The sequence below is a fragment of the Isoptericola nanjingensis genome, from assembly GCF_050311635.1.
GTDB classification, from domain to species: domain Bacteria; phylum Actinomycetota; class Actinomycetes; order Actinomycetales; family Cellulomonadaceae; genus Isoptericola; species Isoptericola nanjingensis.
Genome location: NZ_JBNOZL010000001.1, coordinates 582109 through 600958, shown reverse-complemented (window position 1 = coordinate 600958; position 18850 = coordinate 582109). Strand labels below are relative to the sequence as shown.

Below are 18850 nucleotides of genomic sequence, written 5' to 3'. Positions count from 1 at the left end.
ACGAGGCCGCATCCAGTGCGGCCTCGTCCGGGCCTCTCTATCTCGGCGGGTTCGCTTCTCTATCTCGGCGCATCATGGGACCCATGGTCGCGAGAAGCCAGCGTGGGTGGTCGGGCGAGCCGGGCGAGCTCCTGAGGGTGGGGCCGGGGTTCCGCCTCGCGGACGTCGACCCGGACGCGAAGCCCGGGTACGACGGGAAGAAGAAGGACGGCGCGGCCGACCTGCTCGCCGGCGAGCAGGAGCTCGACGAGCTGCAGGAGCGCCTGTACGCCCAGAGCCGCGAGGACCCGTCCGCGCCGGCCGTGCTGCTCGTGCTGCAGGCGATGGACTCGGCGGGCAAGGGCGGGATCGTGCGCCACGTCATCGGCGCCACGGACCCGCAGGGCGTGCACCTCGTGGCGTTCAAGAAGCCGACGCCGCAGGAGCTGGCGCACGACTTCCTCTGGCGGGTCGAGAAGGAGGTCCCCGAGGCCGGGTACATCGGCGTCTTCGACCGCTCGCACTACGAGGACGTGCTCATCGGGAGGGTGCGCGAGCTCGCGCCCCCGGAGGAGATCGAGCGGCGGTACGGTGCGATCAACGCGTTCGAGTCCGAGCTCGTCGCGCGCGGCACCCGCATCGTCAAGGTGATGCTGCACATCTCGCCCGAGGAGCAGAAGGCGCGGCTCGGCGAGCGCCTCGAGCGCCCCGACAAGCACTGGAAGTACAACCCCGGCGACGTCGACGAGCGCCTGGAGTGGCCCCGCTACATGGAGGCCTTCCAGGCCGTCTTCGAGCGCACCTCCACCGACCATGCGCCCTGGTGCGTCGTCCCCGCGAACGCCAAGTGGTACGCCCGCCTCGCCGTGCAGGCGCTGCTGCTGGACGCGCTCGAGGACATCGACCCGCAGTGGCCCGCCGCGACGTTCGACGTCGAGCACGAGAAGGCGCGCCTCGCGGCGTCGTGACGCTCAGCCCGCCGGGGCCGGCCCGGCCGCCTGCTCGACGTCGTCGGGCAGGTTGGCGTCGAGCGGCTCGCGGTCGGTCTTGGTCCACGTGCGCCGCCCGGCGAGCTCGCGGACCAGCGCCACCGTGACGACCGGCCACAGCAGCCAGGTGTAGAGCATGTACGGGATCAACCCGAACACCGCCCGCAGCAGCGGGTGCCGCCCCGGCTCGTCGGTCATGAGCAGGGACAGGAAGCTCGGCACCAGGGCGATCGTCGCGAAGAACACCAGCGACGGCCACCACCCGGAGACGAACGGGACGTCGCCGAACAGCCAGAACGCCAGCGACAGCACCAGGCCGAGCCCCATGAGGAGCTGCAGCAGCGGCATCAGCAGGTAGGCGAGGTGGTCGACGCGGGCGCCGACCGACACCGGCGCCCGCAGCGCGCCCCGCAGCAGGCCGAACGCCTGCCAGTTCCCCTGTGCCCAGCGCACGCGCTGCTTGACCAGGCGGCGCATGCTCGTCACGCCCTGCTGGTCGACGGTCGTCAGGACCGTCTGGCGACCGCGCCAGCCGGCACGGACCAGCCGCACGCCGATGTCCTGGTCCTCGGTGAGGCGGTCGCGCCACGGGCCGCGCTCGATCCCCGGCGGCAGGTTCTCCGTGACGACGACGTCGTCCAGCGCCGCGAGCCGCACGTACTGCCCGTTGCCGCCCATGTTCGCCGTGCCCCACGCCGACCGCCCGAGCTGGTAGACGTACGCCATGACGCCGAACTCCACGTCCTGGCCCCAGGTGAGGTAGTGCCGGCGGTTGTAGATGCGCACCAGGGCCTGCACGCCGCCCACCCGCTCGTCGGTGAACGCGCCGGCCAGCGCCCGCGGCGCGTCGGCGGGGATGCGCCCGTCGGCATCCACGACGCCGACGACGACGCGCGTCGTCGGCCAGCGGGCGTACCGCCCGGTGAGGACCTCGTCGTGGACGAACTCCCACGCGTCGTCGAGACCCGCGGACTTGCCCACGCGGGCGTTCGGCAGCTCGCGGCGCAGCACCTGGAGCTCGGGCACCCGGGCCCGCAGCTCGGCGAGGACCTCGGGCGTGCGGTCGTCCGAGCCGTCGTCGATGACGACGATCGCCTTGTGCGTGGCCTCGACGGCGACGAGGCGGCCCACGCTGTCGGCGATCGTCACCTCCTCGTTGAGCGCGGGCACGACGAAGACCCACAGGTAGTCCTCCTCGTGCGCGGACTCGACGGCCTCGCGCTGGCGCCGGCGCTCGATCCACGCGCGGACGACGAGCCAGACGATCACGCAGAACGTGACCAGCGTCAGGGCGAGCAGGAACCACATGAGCACCTGCACGCCCACCGGCATGCCGCGGTACGGGTCCCACCACGGCGCCGTCGTGGCCACGGTGGTCGCGGCCGTCGTCGCCAGGCCGGTCACTCGGCGGCCCGCTCGGGCGCGGCGCCGGACGACGTGCCGGGCGGGGCGTCGTACGGGTCGACCGTCGACCTCGGGGCGATGACGACGTCCTCGAGGTCCTGCGGGACGCGGTCCACCGGGCTGGGCTCGCGCACGAACTCCGGCCCGTCGACGGCGTCGGTGCGGTGGAACCCGGCCCACTCCAGCACCTGGGCGCGCACGAAGCCGGGGCCCGACGTGCGGGGCGCGGGGGAGTCGAAGACCAGGTGCTCCAGGGCGCCGACGATGCGCTCGGCGGAGCGCCCGTCCCCGTACGGGTTGGGCTGCCGCGAGAACGCGGCGTGCGCCGCCGGGTCGGTGAGCACCCGGGTGGCGGCGTCGACGATCGTGTCGGCGTCGGTGCCGACGAGCTCGAGGGTGCCCGCCTCGACGCCCTCGGTGCGCTCGGTGGTGGTGCGGGCGACGAGCACCGGGACGCCGAGCGCCGGCGCCTCCTCCTGGATGCCGCCGGAGTCGGTGATCACCAGGGTCGAGCGAGCGAGCAGGCGGGCGAACGTGTGGTACTCCATGGGCGCCGTGAGGGTCACGGCGTCGACGTCGCCGAGCTCGTCGCGCACGGTCTGCGCGACCCGGGGGTTCGGGTGCACCGGCACGACGAAGCGGACCCCCGGGTGGGCGTCCGCGAGCCGGTGGACGGCCCGAGCGATGCTCGCGATGCCCTCACCCCAGTTCTCGCGGCGGTGCGCGGTGACGGTGACGACGCGCGCCGTCGCGTCGTCCTCCAGCCACGCCAGCTCGGGCCGCCCGTAGGGCACCTCGCGCGCGGCGGCCCACTGCAGCGCGTCGATGCCGGTGTTGCCGGTGACGAACGTGCGCCCGATGTCGACGCCCTCGCGCACGAGGTTCTGCACGTTGCTGCGCGTGGGGGCCGCGTGGAAGGAGGCGATGCGCGCGACGAGCTGGCGGTTGAGCTCCTCGGGGAACGGCGAGAGCGTCGTGCCGGTCCGCAGCCCGGCCTCGACGTGGACCACCGGGATGCGCAGGTGGAACGCGGCGACGGCGGCCGCCGCCGCGCTGGAGGTGTCGCCGTGCACGATGGAGGCCGCGGGGTAGTGGTCCTCGCGGACGCGCCCGGTGATCCGCTCGGGCGGCGGCCCGTACCGGCCGGCGACGAACTCGTCCAGCCCGGCGATCACCGACGACGAGAGCTGGTTGAGCGTCAACCCCGGGCGGCCCACGCCGAGGTCGCCCGCGATCTCGCACCCGGCCTCCTGCAGCACGTAGTCCACGAGCTCCTTGTGCTGCCCGGTCGTGACGACGACCGGGCGCAGGCGCGGGTGGTCCTGCAGGCGCTGGATCAGCGGGAACAGCTTGATCGCCTCCGGGCGGGTGCCCAGCACGATCAGGATCTCGGGGCTGACGGGAAGCGGCATGTCTCTACCTTCGTCGAGCGGGGTGGCGGTGGTGCGCCGACACCGATGAGTTCCGGTTCGCCCGCGGGTCGGAAGGGTGCTGCACCGGCCGCGAGGGGACGGTGCCCGTCAGGAGGGAGCGGCCATGGTGACCGCACGCACGCACCTGTGGTTCGGGAACAACCGCGCGCACGAGGCGGCGGCCTTCTACGCCGAGCACATCCCGGGGTCGTCGGTGGAGTCGGTGCTCACGTCGCCCGAGGGGGTGCCGGGGGCGGCCGCCGGCGAACCGTTCGTCGTCGAGTTCACGGTAGCCGGGCTTCCTGTGACCGGCCTGAACGCGGGCCCCGAGTTCACGCTGAACGAGGCGTTCAGCTTCTACCTGCGCGTGGACTCGCAGGAGGAGGTGGACCGGTACTGGGACGTGCTCACGTCCGAGGGCGGCGAGCCGGGGCCCTGCGGCTGGTGCAAGGACAAGTTCGGCATCTCCTGGCAGGTGATCCCGAAGCAGCTCGAGGAGCTGTCCGGCGACTACTCGACCGAGGCGAACCTGCGCACCATGAACGCGATGCTGAAGATGGGCAAGATCGACGTCGCCGGGCTGGAGGCCGCCTACCGCGGGGAGTGACGCACCCGACGCCCGCGGCCGCTGGAGGTGTCGGCATCCCGTGACGGGGTTGCGGGCTCGACCGAAGGTCGATGGCGCCGTGTGATCAAATGGCCGGCGTGCTGACCGTCGCCACCGCCAACGTCAACGGCATCCGTGCCGCCTTCCGCCGCAACATGGACGCCTGGATCGCCGCCCGCACCCCCGACATCCTGCTGCTGCAGGAGGTCCGCGCGCCCGACGAGCTGGTCCACGAGTACCTCGAGGGCTGGCACGTCGCCCACCTGCCCAGCGATTTCAAGGGCCGCGCGGGCGTGGCCGTCGCGTCGCGCCTGCCGCTGCACGCGGTCCGGGTCGGCCTCGCCGCCCACGGACCGGACGGCGAGTCCGAGCCGCCCGTGGACACCGGCCGCTGGGTGGAGGCGGACGTCGAGCTGCCGGACGGCGGCCTGCTCACCGTCGTCTCCGCCTACCTGCACTCCGGGTCCAACGCCCCGGGCCAGGAGCACACGATGGCGGCCAAGTACGCGCACCTCGACAAGGTCACCGCGCGCCTGGCCGAGCTCGCCGCGGCCGAGCACCCCGCGGTCGTCGCCGGGGACCTCAACATCGCCCACCGGAACGAGGACATCGCGAACTGGAAGGGCAACCTCAAGAGCGCGGGATTCCTGCCGCAGGAGCGGGCGTACGTCGACCGGTGGCTCGACGAGCTCGGCTGGGCCGACCTCGGCCGCGCGCACGGCGGCGAGGGCCCCGGGCCCTACACCTGGTGGTCGTGGCGCGGGCAGTCGTACGTCAACGACCGCGGGTGGCGCATCGACTACCAGCTCGCCAACGCCGCGCTGGCGCCGCGCGCCGTCAAGGTCGAGGTCGACCGTGCGCCCACCTACGAGGAGCGTTGGTCCGACCACGCCGCCGTCGTCGTCACGTACGACCTGTAGCCCGGCGCCGCCGGTCGAGCCTGTCGAGACCACGGTCCGGGTCTCGACGGGCTCGACCGACGGGCTACCTCCGGGGGAACATCGCCCGCTGCACGGCGTCGTGCACGTCGGTGTTGAGCTGCGGCCCGGAGAGGCGCTCGGCGCCCGGCCCCTGTGCGGTGATCGGCGTGGCCTCGCCCGTGTGCCCGCCGGTGGTCCAGTCGACGGTGAACTCGAGGTCCGTCCCCGGGACGGGGAAGGGGCCGTCCTCGGCGGTCTGGCCCTCACCGGACTCGTCCTCGGGGTCGACGTTCTCGATCGCGAGGCCGCCCGTGGCGTGGTCGCCGACGACGAGCACCAGCGTGTCGCGGTGCTTCTTCTGGAAGTCGAGGGCGAGGGCGACGGTCTCGTCGAGGGACCGGCCCGCCTCGATGGTGCGCGTCGCGTTGCTCTGGTGGGCGAACTCGTCGATCGCCTCCTCCTCGAGGAACAGGAAGAAGCCGTCGCGGTCGCGCTGGAGCACGTCGAGCGCCTTGGCGGCCATGTCGACCAGTGGCACCTCGGGGGAGTAGACGTCGCCCTCGCCCTCGTTCGCCTGCTGGAACATCTCCTCGTTCGCGAACAGCCCGAGCAGCTTGCGGCCGTCCGCGTCGGCGAGGCCGTCCGCGTCGCTCACGTAGGTGTACCCGAGCTCCTGCGCCCGCTCGACGAGGTTGCCCTTCGTGCCCTTGCTCTGCTCCTCCGGGTCCTCGGTGGGGTTGTCGGGCCACGCCCCGGGCTCGCCCTCGGGGTACCAGAAGTCCTCGCCCCCGCCCAGTAGGACGTCGGGGCGGGACTCCTCCAGGTACTGCCGCGCGATCTCGCTCTGGTCGTACCGGTCGGTGACGTGCGCCCCGAACGCGGCGGGGCTCGCGTCGGTGACCTGCGCCGTCGAGACGAGGCCGGTGGCCTTGCCGGCGCGCCTCGCGTCCTCGAGCAGGGTGGGGACCGGGTCGCCGTCGACGTCGACGCCCACGGCGCCGTTGAACGTCCGCACCCCGGTGGCGAACGCGGTCGCGCCGGCGGCCGAGTCGGTCACCGCGTCCTCGGGATCGGCGGAGTCGGTCGCGGTCCAGCCGGCCTCGTCGAGCGAGTCCATGACGAGGTGGCCGTCCTTGCCCACGGTCGCCAGGCGGATCAGCTCCCGGGCCGCCAGGCCCATGCCGTCGCCCTGGAGCACGATGACGTTCCGCGCCCGGTCCCTGTCGTGCCGTCCCTCGTGCCCGCCGCGCCCGCGGTCGTCACCGCCGGCCGTCGCGCCGACGGCCGTCCCTGCGGCGACCACTGCCGTGAGCGCCGCCGCTCCGACGCGGCGCATCGTGGTGCGTGCTGCCATCGCTCCTCCTCGAACGATCGAGCCCGGCGACGTCGTGCCGCCGCGCCCCCGCACCGTAGGCAGGTGCCCGCGTCACCGGCATCCGGGGGGAGGAACCGCAGGTCGCGCGCGGTCAGGCGGCCCGGTCAGGCGGTGCGGCCCGCCGGCGCCGACGGCGGCGCGAGGAGGAATCCCGGCGCCCGCAGCCCGGCGGCGTCGAACGCGTCCTGCACGGCCGCGGCGACCGTGTCGACGGCGTCCGCGCGTACCAGCGCGATCGCCGAGCCGCCGAAGCCGCCGCCCGTCATGCGCGCGCCGAGCGCGCCCGCGGCCACCGCGGCGTCGACGACGAGGTCCAGCTCGCGGGCGGAGACCTCGTAGTCGTCCCGCAGCGACGTGTGGGACGCGACCATCAGCGGCCCGACCTCGTCCGCACGCCCCGCCGCGACGAGGTCGCGGAACCGCGCCGTGCGGTCGATCTCGGTGACCACGTGCCGCACCCGGCGGGCCAGGACCCCGTCGGGGTCGTGCGGCCCGAGAGCGGCGAGCGTCTCGTCCAGGCGGGCCGGGTCGACGTCACGCAGGGTCTCGACGCCGAGCAGCGCGGCCGCGCGCTCGCAGGTCGCCCGGCGCTCGGCGTACTGGCCGTCGACGAGCGCGTGCTCCGCGCGGGTGTCCACGACGAGCAGCGTGAGGCCCGCGGCCGCCAGGTCGAACGGCACGGGCGTGCCGGACTCCAGCGCGGACAGGCCGGGCCGCGAGTCGACGAGCAGCGCGTGCCCCGCGGTGGCGCGCAGCGACGCGGCCTGGTCCATGCCGCCCGTCGGGGCGCCGGCGATCTCGTTCTCCGCGCGCACGCAGGCCGTGACGAGGGCCGCGCGGCCCGCGTCGTCCGCCGCGAGCCCGAGGTCGCCCGTCTCGTCGAGGGCTACGGCGACGGCGCACTCCAGCGCGGCCGACGACGACAGCCCCGCTCCGAACGGCACGCACGAGTCGACGACGGCGTCGAAGCCGCGCACCGGGTGGCTGTCCTGGGCGAGCGCCCACGCGACGCCCGCGACGTACGCGCCCCAGCCCGTCACCGCGCCCGGCGCGACGTCGGCCAGCCGCGCCGTCCAGAGCTCGCCGGGCGCCTGCGCCGACCCGAGGCGCACGACGTCGTCGTCCCGGTGCCGCAGCGCGACGTACGTGCGGTGCGGCAGCGCGGTCGGCAGCGCCAGGCCGCCGTTGTAGTCGGTGTGCTCGCCGATGAGGTTGACCCGGCCCGGGGCGGACCAGACGCCGTCGGGCGCGCCGTCGTCGCCGAAGACCCGGGCGAACAGGTCGCGGACGCGGCGGGCCCCCTCGTCGTCGGACCAGGACTCGAGCCACTCGGGCGTGCTCATGGCGGGGACAGCTCCTTCGCAGGGGTGGACCGGGTGGTGGCGCCGGCGGGGCGCCCGGGCGAGGCTACCGTGCGTCAGCCCTGGACGGGGCTGAGGTTCAGCCGCATGCCCGCGAGGCCGCGCGACCGGGCGGCCAGGGATCGGGCGACGTCGCGCAGCACGCGCGCCCCGGCGGAGTCCGGGTCGCTGAGCACCACGGGCGTGCCGTCGTCGCCGGCCGCGCGGACCGCGACGTCGAGCGGCACCTGGCCCAGCAGCGGCACCGGCGTGCCGAGCGTGGCGCCCAGCCGGTCCGCGACCCGCCGGCCGCCGCCGGAACCGAACACCTCGAGCCGCGACCCGTCCGGCTGCTCGAGCCAGGACATGTTCTCCACCACGCCGACGACGCCCTGCGACGTCTGGGTGGCGATCGACCCGGCGCGCTCCGCGACCTCCGCTGCTGCGGCCTGCGGCGTCGTCACGACGACGATCTCGCTGCCGGGCAGCAGCTGCGCCACCGAGATGGCGATGTCGCCGGTGCCGGGCGGCAGGTCGAGCAGCAGCACGTCCAGGTCGCCCCAGAACACGTCCGCGAGGAACTGCTCCAGCGCGCGGTGCAGCATCGGCCCGCGCCACACGACCGGCTGCCCCTCGGGCACGAACATCCCGATCGACACGACCTTCACGCCGTGCTCGATCGGGGGCAGCAGCATCGAGTCCACGCGGGTGGGCTGGCGGTCCACGCCGAGCATGCGGGGGATCGAGAAGCCGTAGATGTCGGCGTCCACGACGCCGACGTTCAGCCCGTCGGCCGCCATCGCGGCCGCGAGGTTCGCCGTCACGCTCGACTTGCCCACGCCGCCCTTGCCGGACGCGATCGCGTACACCTTGGTGAGCGAGCCGGGTTGGGCGAACGGGATCACGGGGTCGCCCGCGCCGCCGCGCAGCTGCGAGCGCAGCGACTGCCGCTGCTCCGGGGTCATGACGCCGAGCTGCACGTCCACGCCGGTCACGTCGTCGAGTGCCTCGACCGCGGCGGTGACGTCGCGCACCAGCGTGCCCTTCATGGGGCAGCCGGCCACCGTGAGGTCCACGCCCACCGTGACGCGGCCGTCCTCGGCCACGTCCACCGAGCGGACCATGCCCAGGTCCGTGATGGGCCGGCGGATCTCCGGGTCGACCACCGACGTCAGGGCGGTGCGGACGCGGTCGGTCAGCGGTGCGGGGCCGTCGGGGGAGCCGGTGGTCATGCCTCGATCCTAGGCGCGGCGGGCGGCGGCACCGGTGCGTCGTGGGTCACGGCCGGACAGCGCCGTCGTGACCCGGAGGGCCAGCGCGCCGACGTCCACCGGGCGGGTCGTGTCCTGCCGCACCACCGGGCCGAGCGCGAGCGGCGCCGCCCCGGCGGACCAGGCCGCCCACTCGGCCGTCAGGTCCCGGTCGTCGGCGTGCACCGGGTGGCGGCCCGGGCGGGACTCGTAGCGTCCGCGCGCGACGTCGGGCGGCACGTCGCACCACACCTCGACGACGGCGTCCGCGCCCGCGGTCGCGAGCCCGCGCAGCGCGTGGTCCAGGTCGCGCGGCCGGAACCACCACGACTCGACGACGACGCGCGGCAGCGGCGCCGCGGCCAGGCGCCACACCGCCTCCATCGCCGCCGCCCCGACGACGGGCGCCCCGACGACGGAGGTCGCGGCCAGGGACGGCGCGCCCGGCCCGACGGCGTCGGCCAGGGCCTCCTTGACGGCGTCCTTGCTCAGCCACGGCGCGCCGAGGCGCGCCGCGAGCGGGCCTGCCAGCGTCGACTTGCCCGACCCGGGCAGCCCGTTGACCAGCACCACCTGTCGCGCCATGCCGTCGCCTCCTCCGGCCGCCGTCCGAGCCCCGCGAACGGGAGGATACCGGGCCGCACGGACGGCACGGCGTCGCGCGGCGCAGGGTGCTCGGGGCTACGTTGACCTGCATGGATGCGATGGCCTCCCTGGCTCGGGACTCGGTACTGCTCGTGGCGGCCGTGCACGCCGCCCCCGCCGACGCCGAGGTGCCGGCCTGCCCGGGGTGGACCGCCGACGACCTGGGCTTCCACGTCGCGTCGGTGCAGTCCTTCTGGGCGTCCGTGGTGGGCCGCGAACCGGGGACCGGCCTGCAGGCAGGCGACGTCGTCCCGCCCGAGCGGCCCGCCGGCGACGCCGCCCTCGCCGCGCTGCTGCACGACGCGACGGCGCACCTCGTCGCGGCGCTCGCGGGCCGCGACCCGCGCGAGCCGTGCTGGTCCTGGCACCCCGACGGTCACACCGTCGGGTGGGTGACCCGCCGCCAGCAGCACGAGGCGCTCGTGCACCGCGTCGACGCCGAGCAGGCGGCGGGCCGCGGGGTCACGCCGCTCGACCCCGAGATCGCGGCCGACGGCGTGGACGAGGTGCTCGACGTCCTGCTCGGCGGGCACCCGGGCTGGACGACCTTCACGCCGGCGGGCGGCGCCGTCGCCGTCGTCGTGGACGCCCCCGGCGAGGCGCCCCGGCGCTGGGACGTGGAGCTCGGGCGCGTGCGGGGGACCGGGCCGGAGTCCGGCCGGGAGTACGACGTGCCCGGCGGGCGCCTGGTCCATCCCGACGGCGAGCCCGCCGCCGTCGTCGCGGGCGCCGCCGCCGACCTCGACCTGTGGCTGTGGGGGCGTGGTACGGCCGAGTCGCTCCGGGTCACCGGCGACGCCGCGGCCGTCGAGGCGCTGCGCGCCGCCGCCGCCGACGCCATGCAGTGAGGGCGGCGTCCCGCGTCAGGAGGCGTCCCGGCCTCGCCCCGACTCCTTCTCGTCCAGCTCCTCGAGCAGGTTCCTGATCTCGGAGCGGACGAAGTCGCGCGTCGCGACCTCGCCCAGCGCGATCCGCAGCGCCGCCATCTCCCGGGCCAGGTACTCCGTGTCGGCGAGGTTGCGCTCCGCGCGCTGCCGGTCCTGCTCCGCGGTGACGCGGTCGCGGTCGTCCTGCCGGTTCTGCGCGAGCAGGATGAGCGGCGCGGCGTAGCTCGCCTGCAGCGACAGCACGAGGGTCAGCGCGGTGAAGCCGTTCGACGCGGAGTCGAACCGCAGCGCCTCCGGGCCCCAGGAGTTCCACGCCAGCCACAGCGCGCAGAACACCGTCAGGTAGATGAGGAAGCGCGGCGTGCCCAGGAAGCGGGCGATGCCCTCCGTGGCGCGGCCCACCGCGTCCTGGTCCATCTGCGGCCGGGGGATGAGGGTGCGGCGGGCCTCCTTCGGCTGGTCGAGGCGGTCAGCCACGCGGCACCTCCTCGAGGTTCTCGTCGACGTGCTCGCGCCAGTCGTCCGGGAGGATGTGGTCGAGCACGTCGTCCACGGAGACCGCGCCGAGCAGCCGCTTCTCGCCGTCGAGGACGGGCAGCGCGAGCAGGTCGTAGGCCGCGAGCAGGCGGGTCACCCGGCCCACCGGCGCGTCCGGCGTCAGCCACTCCGTGTCCGTGTCCAGCACCGACCCGACCGACGCGTGCGGGGGCTCGCGCAGGAGCCGCTGGAAGTGCGCGACGCCGAGGAAGCGGCCCGTGGGCGTCTCCAGCGGCGGCCGCACCACGAACACCATCGACGCCAGCGCCGGCGGCAGGTCCTGCTTGCGGATCTGCGCCAGCGCGGTCGCGATCGAGGTCTCCGGGCCGAGGATCACCGGCTCGGTGGTCATGAGACCGCCGGCCGTGTCCTCGTCGTAGGACAGCAGGCGGCGCACGTCCTTCGCCTCCTCCGGCTCCATGAGCTCCAGGAGGCGGGCCGCCTGCTCGTCGGGCAGTTCGTTGAGCAGGTCGGCGGCGTCGTCGGGCTGCATGGCCTCGAGGACGTCCGCGGCACGGTCGGAGTCCAGGCGGGACACGATGGCGACCTGGTCGTCCTCCGGCAGCTCCTCGAGCACGTCGGCCAGGCGCTCGTCGTCGAGCGCGCTCGCCACCTCGAGGCGCCGGGTGTCGCCCAGCTCGTGCAGCACGTCCGCCAGGTCCGCCGGGCGGAGGTCCTCGTACGCCTCCAGCAGCTTCGTGGCCCCCTGCTCCTCGGTGGAGCCGGCCAGCCCGGTGACGGCGGTCACCGGGACGACGAGCGTCTCCCCGCGCCGGCGCAGCGACAGCCCGCGGGCGGGTTGCTTGCGGCGCACGAAGAGCTGGTCCACCAACCAGTCGCCCGTGCGCTGGCGCGTGATGGACAGGTCCTCGACCGTGGCCTCGCCGGAGCCGTCCGTGAAACGCACGGTCCGGTCCAGCAGCTCGCCCAGCACCAGCGACTCCATGGCGCGCTGCTCGAACCGGCGCATGTTGAGCAGGCCGGTGGAGATCACCTGGCCCGCGTCGATCGCGGTGACCCGCGTCAGCGGGAGGAAGACGCGTCGCCGGCCGGGGACCTCGACGACCAGCCCCACCGCACGGGGCGCGCCCTTGGCGCGGACCAGCACGACGGCGTCGCGCACGCGCCCCACCTCGTCACCGATCGGGTCGAAGACCTGGGTGCCGGCGAGGCGTGCCATGAAGACCCTGGTTGCCGCGCTCACGTCGGTCAGCCTACGCGGGGCGGGCCCGTCGGGCCTGGTAGCGGGCGTGCGGCGCGGGTGGTGTGGTGGTGCGGGGCCCGCGACTGGGCCAGACTGGGCGGATGAGCTTCAGCCGCCCGAACGCCGTGCCCCGCGTCCCGACCCTCCCGGCGGGCGACGAGGTCGCCGCGTACGACACGTACCTCGAGGCCCAGCAGGCCGTCGACTACCTGTCGGACCACAAGTTCGCCGTCGAGCACGTCACCATCGTCGGCACCGACCTGCGCATGGTCGAGCGCGTCACCGGGCGGCTCTCGTACGGCCGCGTCGCGCTCGCGGGCGCCCTGTCGGGTGCGTGGTTCGGCTTCTTCGTCGGCCTGCTGCTCAGCCTCTTCGGCGGTGCCGGCATGGGCGGCGTGCTGCTCGTCGGCATCGGCCTGGGTGCCGGCTTCGGCCTCCTGTTCTCGGTGCTGTCCTACGCGCTGACCGGCGGGCGTCGGGACTTCACGTCGTCGTCGCAGATCGTCGCGTCGACCTACGCCATCCTCTGCGCCGCCGAGCAGGCCGGCGAGGCCCGGTCCATGCTCCGGGAGTCCCCGGGCGGGCTCGGCAAGGCGCGTCGTGGTGCGGCCACCGCCACCCCGCCGGTGGGGTCGCCCACCGTCGGCGCGCCGGCCGCGCCGGCCGCGCCCGTGGCTCCCGCCGCGCCGCGCACGCCCGATCCCCGCTGGACCACCCCCAGCGGGGCCCCGCGGTACGGCGCGATGCGGCCCCACGGGGAGCAGGCCCCTTCGCCGGAGCCCCAGAACCCCGCGGTGCAGAACGCTGCGCCCCAGAGCCCCGCGCCGCAGGACCCGGAGCCGCAGGGCACCCCGCCGGGCACCCACCAGACGGAGCCCCGGCAGCAGCAGGAGGGCGACCCGGAGCAGCCCAAGGCGCCGGAGCACGACGACCCGTACCGCCCGCCGCAGCCCTGAGTCGCCCTGCCCATCAGTTCGGCAGCCCCTTCATCTGGTCGACACGTCGGCCTGCCGAAGAGATCGATGCGCTGCCGAACTGAACCCACGCTCACGGCGGTGCCGGCAGCAGCGGGTGCTGCCGGAGCGTCCGTCGGAGCTCCTCCGGGAAGCGTGCGGTCAGAGCTCGCGCGACCTCGCCGAGGCGGGAGGGGCCGACGGCCGTCACCCGCACGGGGTTGATGCCGGTCGCACGGATGGCATCAAAGCGCTCCTTCTCCCGCAGGAGCTCCTGGGCGGCGTCGTGGCCGGGCCGCACGCCGCCGTCGCGGTACTTCACCAGTCCGTCGAACTCCGCGTACACGGACCAGTCCGGCCAGCCGAGGTCGCAGTGGAAGACGCCGCGTGCGGTGGTGATCGGCGCCTGGGTGATCGGCCGGGGCAGGCCGGATCGCAGCGCCAGGTACCGGAGCCAGGTCTCCCACGCGGAGTCGGCGCCGGCGTCCGCATGGTCCAGGACCCACCTCGCCCGGCGCGTGCCGTTGCGCCGGCGCGTGACCCCGAGCGCGGCACGGCACTCGTCGAGGTCGACGCCCCGTGCCAGGGCGTGGTCGGCGATCACCAGGCCTTCGAGGGGATGCATCGATCGGGCACAGTCCGCCACCGTGCGCGAGAGGGTCGTGACGGGCAGGCCGACCTGGTCCACGCGGTGTGCGGGGGGCACCGTGCTCAGGTGCCGGGCGAGGTCCGCAGCCGCGCCCCCTGACCGGCGGTACGCCTGCACGACGTGCGTCACGGCGGGGACCCGCCACAGCCGGAGACCGTGGAGCAGGGCGGCAGTCTCGTGGCTGAAGACGTGGTCCGCGTCGAGCTGGCGATGAGCGGCCGCGGCGAGCGCACGGGCGCGGCGTCGTGCCGTCTGGAGCCGGTGCTCGTCGCGGGGCTCCTCGACCGTGCGGTATGCGCCGCGACGTAGCCGCTCGAGGTCACCGGCGCGCCGCGCCTGGTCCAGCACGTGGCGCTGGAGCTCGCCCGCGAGAATCACCGGCTCGTCGTCGATCATGCGGACGAGCGTGCCGCAGCGTCCCGCCGTCCGGCGGCGGCCTGTGGACGGTCGTCGTCCGTTCGGCAGCAGATGGATCTCTTCGGCATGCTCACGTGCCGAAGAGATCCACCCGGTGCCGAACGGACGAGCGGGATCAGCCGCGCAGGCGCGCCATCCAGGCCTCGACGTCCTCGGGGCGGCGGGGGAGGGCGGCGGACAGGTTCTCGTTGCCGTCGGTGGTGACCAGCACGTCGTCCTCGATGCGCACGCCGATGCCGCGGTACTCCTCGGGCACGGCGAGGTCGTCGGCCTTGAAGTACAGCCCCGGCTCGATGGTGAAGACCATGCCGGGCTCGAGCACGCCGTCCAGGTAGAGCTCGCGGCGCGCCTGCGCGCAGTCGTGCACGTCCAGGCCGAGGTGGTGGCTGGTGCCGTGCACCATCCAGCGGCGGTGCTGCTGGCCCTCGGTGGAGAGGGACACCTCGGCGGTGACGCCGTCGGGCAGCAGGCCCCACTCCTCGAGGCGGGCGGCGATGACCTCCATCGCGGCGGCGTGGATGTCGCGGAACTTCGTGCCGGGCTTCGCGACGGCGAACGCGGCGTCGGCGGCGTCGAGCACGGCGGTGTAGATGCGGCGCTGGACGTCGGTGAACTCGCCGTCCACGGGCAGGGTGCGCGTGATGTCGGCGGTGTAGAGGGAGTCGACCTCGACGCCGGCGTCGAGCAGCACGAGCTCGCCGGTGCGGACCACGCCGTCGTTGGTGATCCAGTGCAGCGTGGTGGCGTGCTCGCCGGCGGCGGCGATGGTCTCGTAGCCGACGGTGTTGCCCTCGAGGCGGGCGTGCGCGTCGAACGTCGTCTCGATGACGCGCTCTCCGCGGCGGTGCGCGACGGCCTGGGGCAGCGCCGGCACGACCTGCTCGAAGCCCTCGATGGTGCGGGCCACGGCCTCGCGCAGGTGCTCCAGCTCGAGCGCGTCCTTCACCAGGCGGATCTCCGACGTCGCCTCGACGAGGGACTCGTCGTCCGCCTCCGCCTCGACGCCGGCCTCCTCGCGGATGGCCTCGACGAGCGTCTCGATGCTCTCGTCCGCACCGGTCACGACCAGCACGCGCACGCCGTCGGCGCCGACGTCCTTGGCCAGCGCGTCGCGCAGCTCGTCGACGTGGCGGGCCTCGACGCCGGTGAGCGTCGTGACGTCGTCGAGCGAGGGCCGCGCGCCCACCCAGAACTCGCCGTAGCGGGAGTCGGCGTAGAACTCCTCGGTGTCGCGGGCCGCGAGCGGGCGCACGTACAGCACGGCGTGGTGGTGGGTGCCGTTGCCGCTGCCGTCGGGGTCGCCCTCGCCGTCGGCCACGGGGTGGAGCACGAGCACGGCGTCGGGCTCCTGGTCGGTGCCGAGGCCCGTGAGGTGCGCGAACGCGGAGTGCGGGCGGAACCGGTAGTCGGTGTCGTTGGAGCGCACCTTGAGCGGCCCGGCAGGGACCACGAGGCGGGCGCCAGGGAAGCGGGCGGACAGCTTCGCGCGGCGCTCGGCCGTGTACGGCACGGCCTCGCCGGGCTCGACGCCGAGGTCGGCGCGCTCGCCCCACTGCGAGGTGATGAACGACTTGAACGCCTCCGAGACGGGGCGCTGGGAACGGTTGCTGCCGCGTTCCTCGGTGCTCGCGGGGGCGGTGGGCGCGGTCTCGTCGACGGGGGTGGTGTCGGTCATGGTTCCCAGTGTCCCACCCGCGCGGAGGGCCAGGCCCGGCCCCCGGCGACGGGGCCGGTCAGGCGCGCGCGAAGTCGTGCAGCGCCCGCGTGAGCACCTGGTTGAAGGCGGCGGGGGCGTCGGAGTTGACGTCGTGGCCGGCGTCCGGGACCACGATGAGCGCGCCCCGCTCGGCGGCCGCCACGTGCCGCGACTCCTCGAGCCGCATCCGGTCCCGCGCGCCGTTGACGAACCACACGGGCACGCGCAGGGCCCGCGTGCTGGCCACCGACGAGCGGCCGGCGAGGTGCGTGAGCGCGTCGGTGACGATGTCCCAGCCCGGCCGCTGGACGGTGTCGCCCAGGAGCGCCGCGACCTCGAGCCCGCCGGCGCGCGACCGGCCGCCGGTGAGTGCCGAGCGCCAGGCGAGACCGGCGTCGCGCAGTCCGCGCCGCACCGCCGTCGTGCCGGTGACGGCGAGGTGCGCGACGTCGCGGAACAGCGCCACGGGCTTGCCCTTGGGGTCGGACGAGCAGCCCGCCGCGACGACGCCGGCGAGCGGCGAACCGGCGCCGGCGGTCGCCTGGTGCGCCGCCCACGCGAGCGACGTGTACCCGCCGAGCGAGAGGCCCACGACGACGACGGGCCGGCCGGCGCCGAACGACCCGGCCGCCTCGTCGAGCACCTCGAACGCGCGGGGCATGGAGAACCTCTCCCGGTGGAGCGCGCCGTGCGCGGGCAGGTCGACGGCGACGGCGTCGTGCCCGGCGTCGCGCACGTGCTCCACCTGCCGCTCCCAGATGGCCGACGACGTGCGCATGCCGTGCACGAAGACGATCCCGGCACGCGGCGGTGCGGGGTCGGCGCCGAGGACGGTACCGAGCGCGGCGGGCACGGCGGGGGCAGGGGTGGCATCGGCGCTGGGGAGGTTCATCGCGAACGATGCTGCCCTGCCGGTCGGGGCGTGTGGGGGGAGGCGACGGCGGGCGGGGTGGAGAGGTTGTGCCCATTCCTTCACGGGGCCGGGGCGGCGGGAGTGTCCGACGTCGCACCGTGCGAAGGCCGTTTCGGGCGTGCGGGCGCGTGGCGCTCCCTAGAATCGGTGATCGTGACGCCGCCCCGGATCGACCTCCACGCCCACTCGCGGGCCTCCGACGGCACGGACTCCCCGCGCGGCGTGCTCGAGGCGGCTGCAGGTGCCGGGCTGGACGTCGTCGCCCTCACCGACCACGACACGACCGCCGGCTGGGCCGAGGCCGCCGACGCCGTCGTGACGACCGGCGTGGCGCTGGTGCGCGGCACCGAGATCTCCACGCGCGTCACGACCGAGGGCGGCAGCATCAGCGTGCACCTCCTGTCCTACCTGCACGACCCCGAGGACGCCGTCCTGCGCGCCGAGTGCGACCGCACCCGCGACGACCGCCTCACGCGGGCCCGGCGCATGACCGAGCGGCTCGCGGAGGACTTCCCGCTGACGTGGGACGACGTCGTCGCGCAGACGGGCGACGACGCGACGGTGGGCCGCCCGCACCTCGCGGACGCGCTGGTCGCGGCGGGCGTCGTGGCGTCGCGGGACGAGGCGTTCGCCACGATGCTGCACCCGGGCGCGCGCTACTACGTGCCGCACTACGCCCCGGACACGGACGCCGCGGTGCGGGCGGTGCTGGGCGCGGGCGGGGTGCCCGTCATGGCGCACCCGGGCGCCGGGGCGCGCGGCCGCACCGTGAGCGAGGAGACGATCGCGGCGCTCGCCGCGGCGGGCCTCGCCGGGCTCGAGGTGGACCACCGCGACCACGACGCGGCCACCCGCGACCGGCTGCGCGGCCTGGCGGGGGAGCTGGGGCTGCTCGTCACGGGCTCCAGCGACTACCACGGCACGGGGAAGCTCAACCGCATCGGGGAGCGCACGACCGCTCCCGAGGTGCTCGCACGGATAGAGGAACGAGGTCTGCTGGACGTGATCCGACCATGAGCGCGGTGCGACGGTGAGCGCGGTGCTGGACACCGCGCTGTTCACCGAGGTGTTCGTCACCCTGTTCGTCATCATGGACCCGCCCGGCACGGTGCCCGTGTTCCTGGGGCTGACGTCGGCGATGGGGGCCAAGCAGCGCAACCGCGCCGCGCGCCAGGCGATCCTCGTCGCGTTCGGCGTCATCGTGGTCTTCGCGCTGTTCGGCCAGCAGGTGCTGCACTACATGGGCATCACGCTGCCGGCGCTGCAGGCCTCCGGGGGTCTGCTGCTGCTCCTCATCGCGATGGAGCTGCTCACGGGCAAGATGGAGGAGCCGTCGCCGTCGGGCAACAAGGGCGTCAACGTGGCGCTCGTGCCGCTGGGCACGCCGCTGCTGGCGGGGCCGGGCGCGATCGTCGCGACGATGGTGTTCGTCCAGCAGACCCGGGTGTCGGACGACGGCGGCGCGCCGCAGCTGATCGCCATCGCGGTGGCGATCGTGCTGGTGCACGTGTGCCTGTACCTGTCGATGCGGTTCGCGAACGTCATCCACCGGGTGCTGAGGGAGTCGGGCGTCACGCTGGTGACGCGCATCGCGGGCCTGCTGCTGGCCGCGATCGCGGTGCAGCAGATCGCCACGGCGGTCACCGAGTTCGTCAAGATGGCGCAGTAGCGCC

At 74.8% G+C, this 18850-nt stretch carries 18 protein-coding genes; 7 read left to right on the top strand and 11 right to left on the bottom strand.

Annotated features, from left to right (window positions below):
- Positions 1–83: 83 nt before the first annotated feature.
- Entirely contained in the window at positions 84–947 is an 864-nt protein-coding gene (locus tag ACQP6G_RS02895; RefSeq protein WP_429762667.1) for a polyphosphate kinase 2 family protein, read from the top strand.
- 3 nt (positions 948–950) lie between these two features.
- Here ACQP6G_RS02895 and ACQP6G_RS02890 read toward each other — a convergent pair whose 3' ends face one another.
- Together ACQP6G_RS02890 and wecB are read right to left on the bottom strand one after the other, a co-directional pair.
- Positions 951–2372 carry a glycosyltransferase family 2 protein gene (locus ACQP6G_RS02890; protein WP_429762666.1) on the bottom strand — a complete coding sequence of 474 codons (1422 nt, stop codon included), beginning with the start codon at positions 2370–2372 and terminating at the stop codon, positions 951–953.
- Positions 2369–3784, bottom strand: a complete 1416-nt coding sequence (wecB, locus tag ACQP6G_RS02885; protein WP_429762665.1) for a non-hydrolyzing UDP-N-acetylglucosamine 2-epimerase — start codon at positions 3782–3784, stop codon at positions 2369–2371. The genes ACQP6G_RS02890 and wecB overlap by 4 nt, the downstream gene beginning before the upstream one ends.
- Before the next feature lie 124 nt (positions 3785–3908).
- Between wecB and ACQP6G_RS02880 the strand changes: the two genes are divergently transcribed.
- Positions 3909–4391 carry a VOC family protein gene (locus tag ACQP6G_RS02880; RefSeq protein ID WP_429762664.1) on the top strand — a complete coding sequence of 161 codons (483 nt, stop codon included), beginning with the start codon at positions 3909–3911 and terminating at the stop codon, positions 4389–4391.
- Positions 4392–4489: 98 nt separating this feature from the next.
- Complete coding sequence (locus ACQP6G_RS02875; RefSeq protein WP_429762663.1) at positions 4490–5311, top strand: exodeoxyribonuclease III; 822 nt, start codon at positions 4490–4492, stop codon at positions 5309–5311.
- Between the two features lie 64 nt (positions 5312–5375).
- Here ACQP6G_RS02875 and ACQP6G_RS02870 read toward each other — a convergent pair whose 3' ends face one another.
- From ACQP6G_RS02870 to ACQP6G_RS02855, 4 genes are all read right to left on the bottom strand, one after another.
- The gene (locus ACQP6G_RS02870; protein ID WP_429762662.1) at positions 5376–6665 is read right to left on the bottom strand and encodes an alkaline phosphatase; all 1290 of its coding nucleotides are present in this window, start codon (positions 6663–6665) and stop codon (positions 5376–5378) included.
- Between the two features lie 125 nt (positions 6666–6790).
- A complete protein-coding gene (galK, locus tag ACQP6G_RS02865; RefSeq protein ID WP_429762661.1) occupies positions 6791–8029 on the bottom strand; it encodes a galactokinase in 1239 nt (412 codons plus the stop codon).
- Between the two features lie 74 nt (positions 8030–8103).
- The gene (locus tag ACQP6G_RS02860) at positions 8104–9258 is read right to left on the bottom strand and encodes a P-loop NTPase (protein WP_429762660.1); all 1155 of its coding nucleotides are present in this window, start codon (positions 9256–9258) and stop codon (positions 8104–8106) included.
- Between the two features lie 9 nt (positions 9259–9267).
- A complete protein-coding gene (locus ACQP6G_RS02855; protein WP_429762659.1) occupies positions 9268–9861 on the bottom strand; it encodes a P-loop nucleotide/nucleoside kinase family protein in 594 nt (197 codons plus the stop codon).
- Between the two features lie 110 nt (positions 9862–9971).
- On the opposite strand from ACQP6G_RS02855, the gene ACQP6G_RS02850 reads away from it, so the two are divergent.
- Complete coding sequence (locus tag ACQP6G_RS02850; protein WP_429762658.1) at positions 9972–10769, top strand: maleylpyruvate isomerase N-terminal domain-containing protein; 798 nt, start codon at positions 9972–9974, stop codon at positions 10767–10769.
- A 15-nt stretch (positions 10770–10784) separates the two neighbouring features.
- On the opposite strand, the gene ACQP6G_RS02845 is transcribed toward ACQP6G_RS02850, so the two are convergent.
- Both ACQP6G_RS02845 and ACQP6G_RS02840 read right to left on the bottom strand, forming a co-directional pair.
- Positions 10785–11285, bottom strand: a complete 501-nt coding sequence (locus tag ACQP6G_RS02845) for a DUF1003 domain-containing protein (RefSeq protein WP_429762657.1) — start codon at positions 11283–11285, stop codon at positions 10785–10787.
- Positions 11278–12549 carry a magnesium transporter MgtE N-terminal domain-containing protein gene (locus ACQP6G_RS02840; protein WP_429762656.1) on the bottom strand — a complete coding sequence of 424 codons (1272 nt, stop codon included), beginning with the start codon at positions 12547–12549 and terminating at the stop codon, positions 11278–11280. The genes ACQP6G_RS02845 and ACQP6G_RS02840 overlap by 8 nt, the downstream gene beginning before the upstream one ends.
- A gap of 101 nt (positions 12550–12650) precedes the next feature.
- Here ACQP6G_RS02840 and ACQP6G_RS02835 point away from each other — a divergent pair, with 101 nt between their 5' ends.
- Positions 12651–13505, top strand: coding sequence for a YflT domain-containing protein (locus ACQP6G_RS02835; RefSeq protein WP_429762655.1), 855 nt, complete (start codon positions 12651–12653; stop codon positions 13503–13505).
- A 91-nt stretch (positions 13506–13596) separates the two neighbouring features.
- On the opposite strand, the gene ACQP6G_RS02830 is transcribed toward ACQP6G_RS02835, so the two are convergent.
- The 3 genes from ACQP6G_RS02830 to ACQP6G_RS02820 all read right to left on the bottom strand — a co-directional run bounded on the left by ACQP6G_RS02830 (position 13597) and on the right by ACQP6G_RS02820 (position 17156).
- Positions 13597–14547 carry a type IV toxin-antitoxin system AbiEi family antitoxin domain-containing protein gene (locus ACQP6G_RS02830; protein WP_429762654.1) on the bottom strand — a complete coding sequence of 317 codons (951 nt, stop codon included), beginning with the start codon at positions 14545–14547 and terminating at the stop codon, positions 13597–13599.
- Positions 14548–14683: 136 nt separating this feature from the next.
- Entirely contained in the window at positions 14684–16243 is a 1560-nt protein-coding gene (locus ACQP6G_RS02825; protein WP_429762653.1) for an aminopeptidase P family protein, read from the bottom strand.
- 58 nt (positions 16244–16301) lie between these two features.
- The gene (locus ACQP6G_RS02820) at positions 16302–17156 is read right to left on the bottom strand and encodes an alpha/beta fold hydrolase (RefSeq protein WP_429762652.1); all 855 of its coding nucleotides are present in this window, start codon (positions 17154–17156) and stop codon (positions 16302–16304) included.
- 174 nt (positions 17157–17330) lie between these two features.
- On the opposite strand from ACQP6G_RS02820, the gene ACQP6G_RS02815 reads away from it, so the two are divergent.
- Both ACQP6G_RS02815 and ACQP6G_RS02810 read left to right on the top strand, forming a co-directional pair.
- On the top strand, positions 17331–18194 hold the full coding sequence (locus ACQP6G_RS02815; protein WP_429762651.1) for a PHP domain-containing protein: 864 nt from the start codon (positions 17331–17333) through the stop codon (positions 18192–18194).
- A 13-nt stretch (positions 18195–18207) separates the two neighbouring features.
- The gene (locus tag ACQP6G_RS02810) at positions 18208–18846 is read left to right on the top strand and encodes a MarC family protein (protein WP_429728043.1); all 639 of its coding nucleotides are present in this window, start codon (positions 18208–18210) and stop codon (positions 18844–18846) included.
- Positions 18847–18850 lie beyond the last annotated feature (4 nt).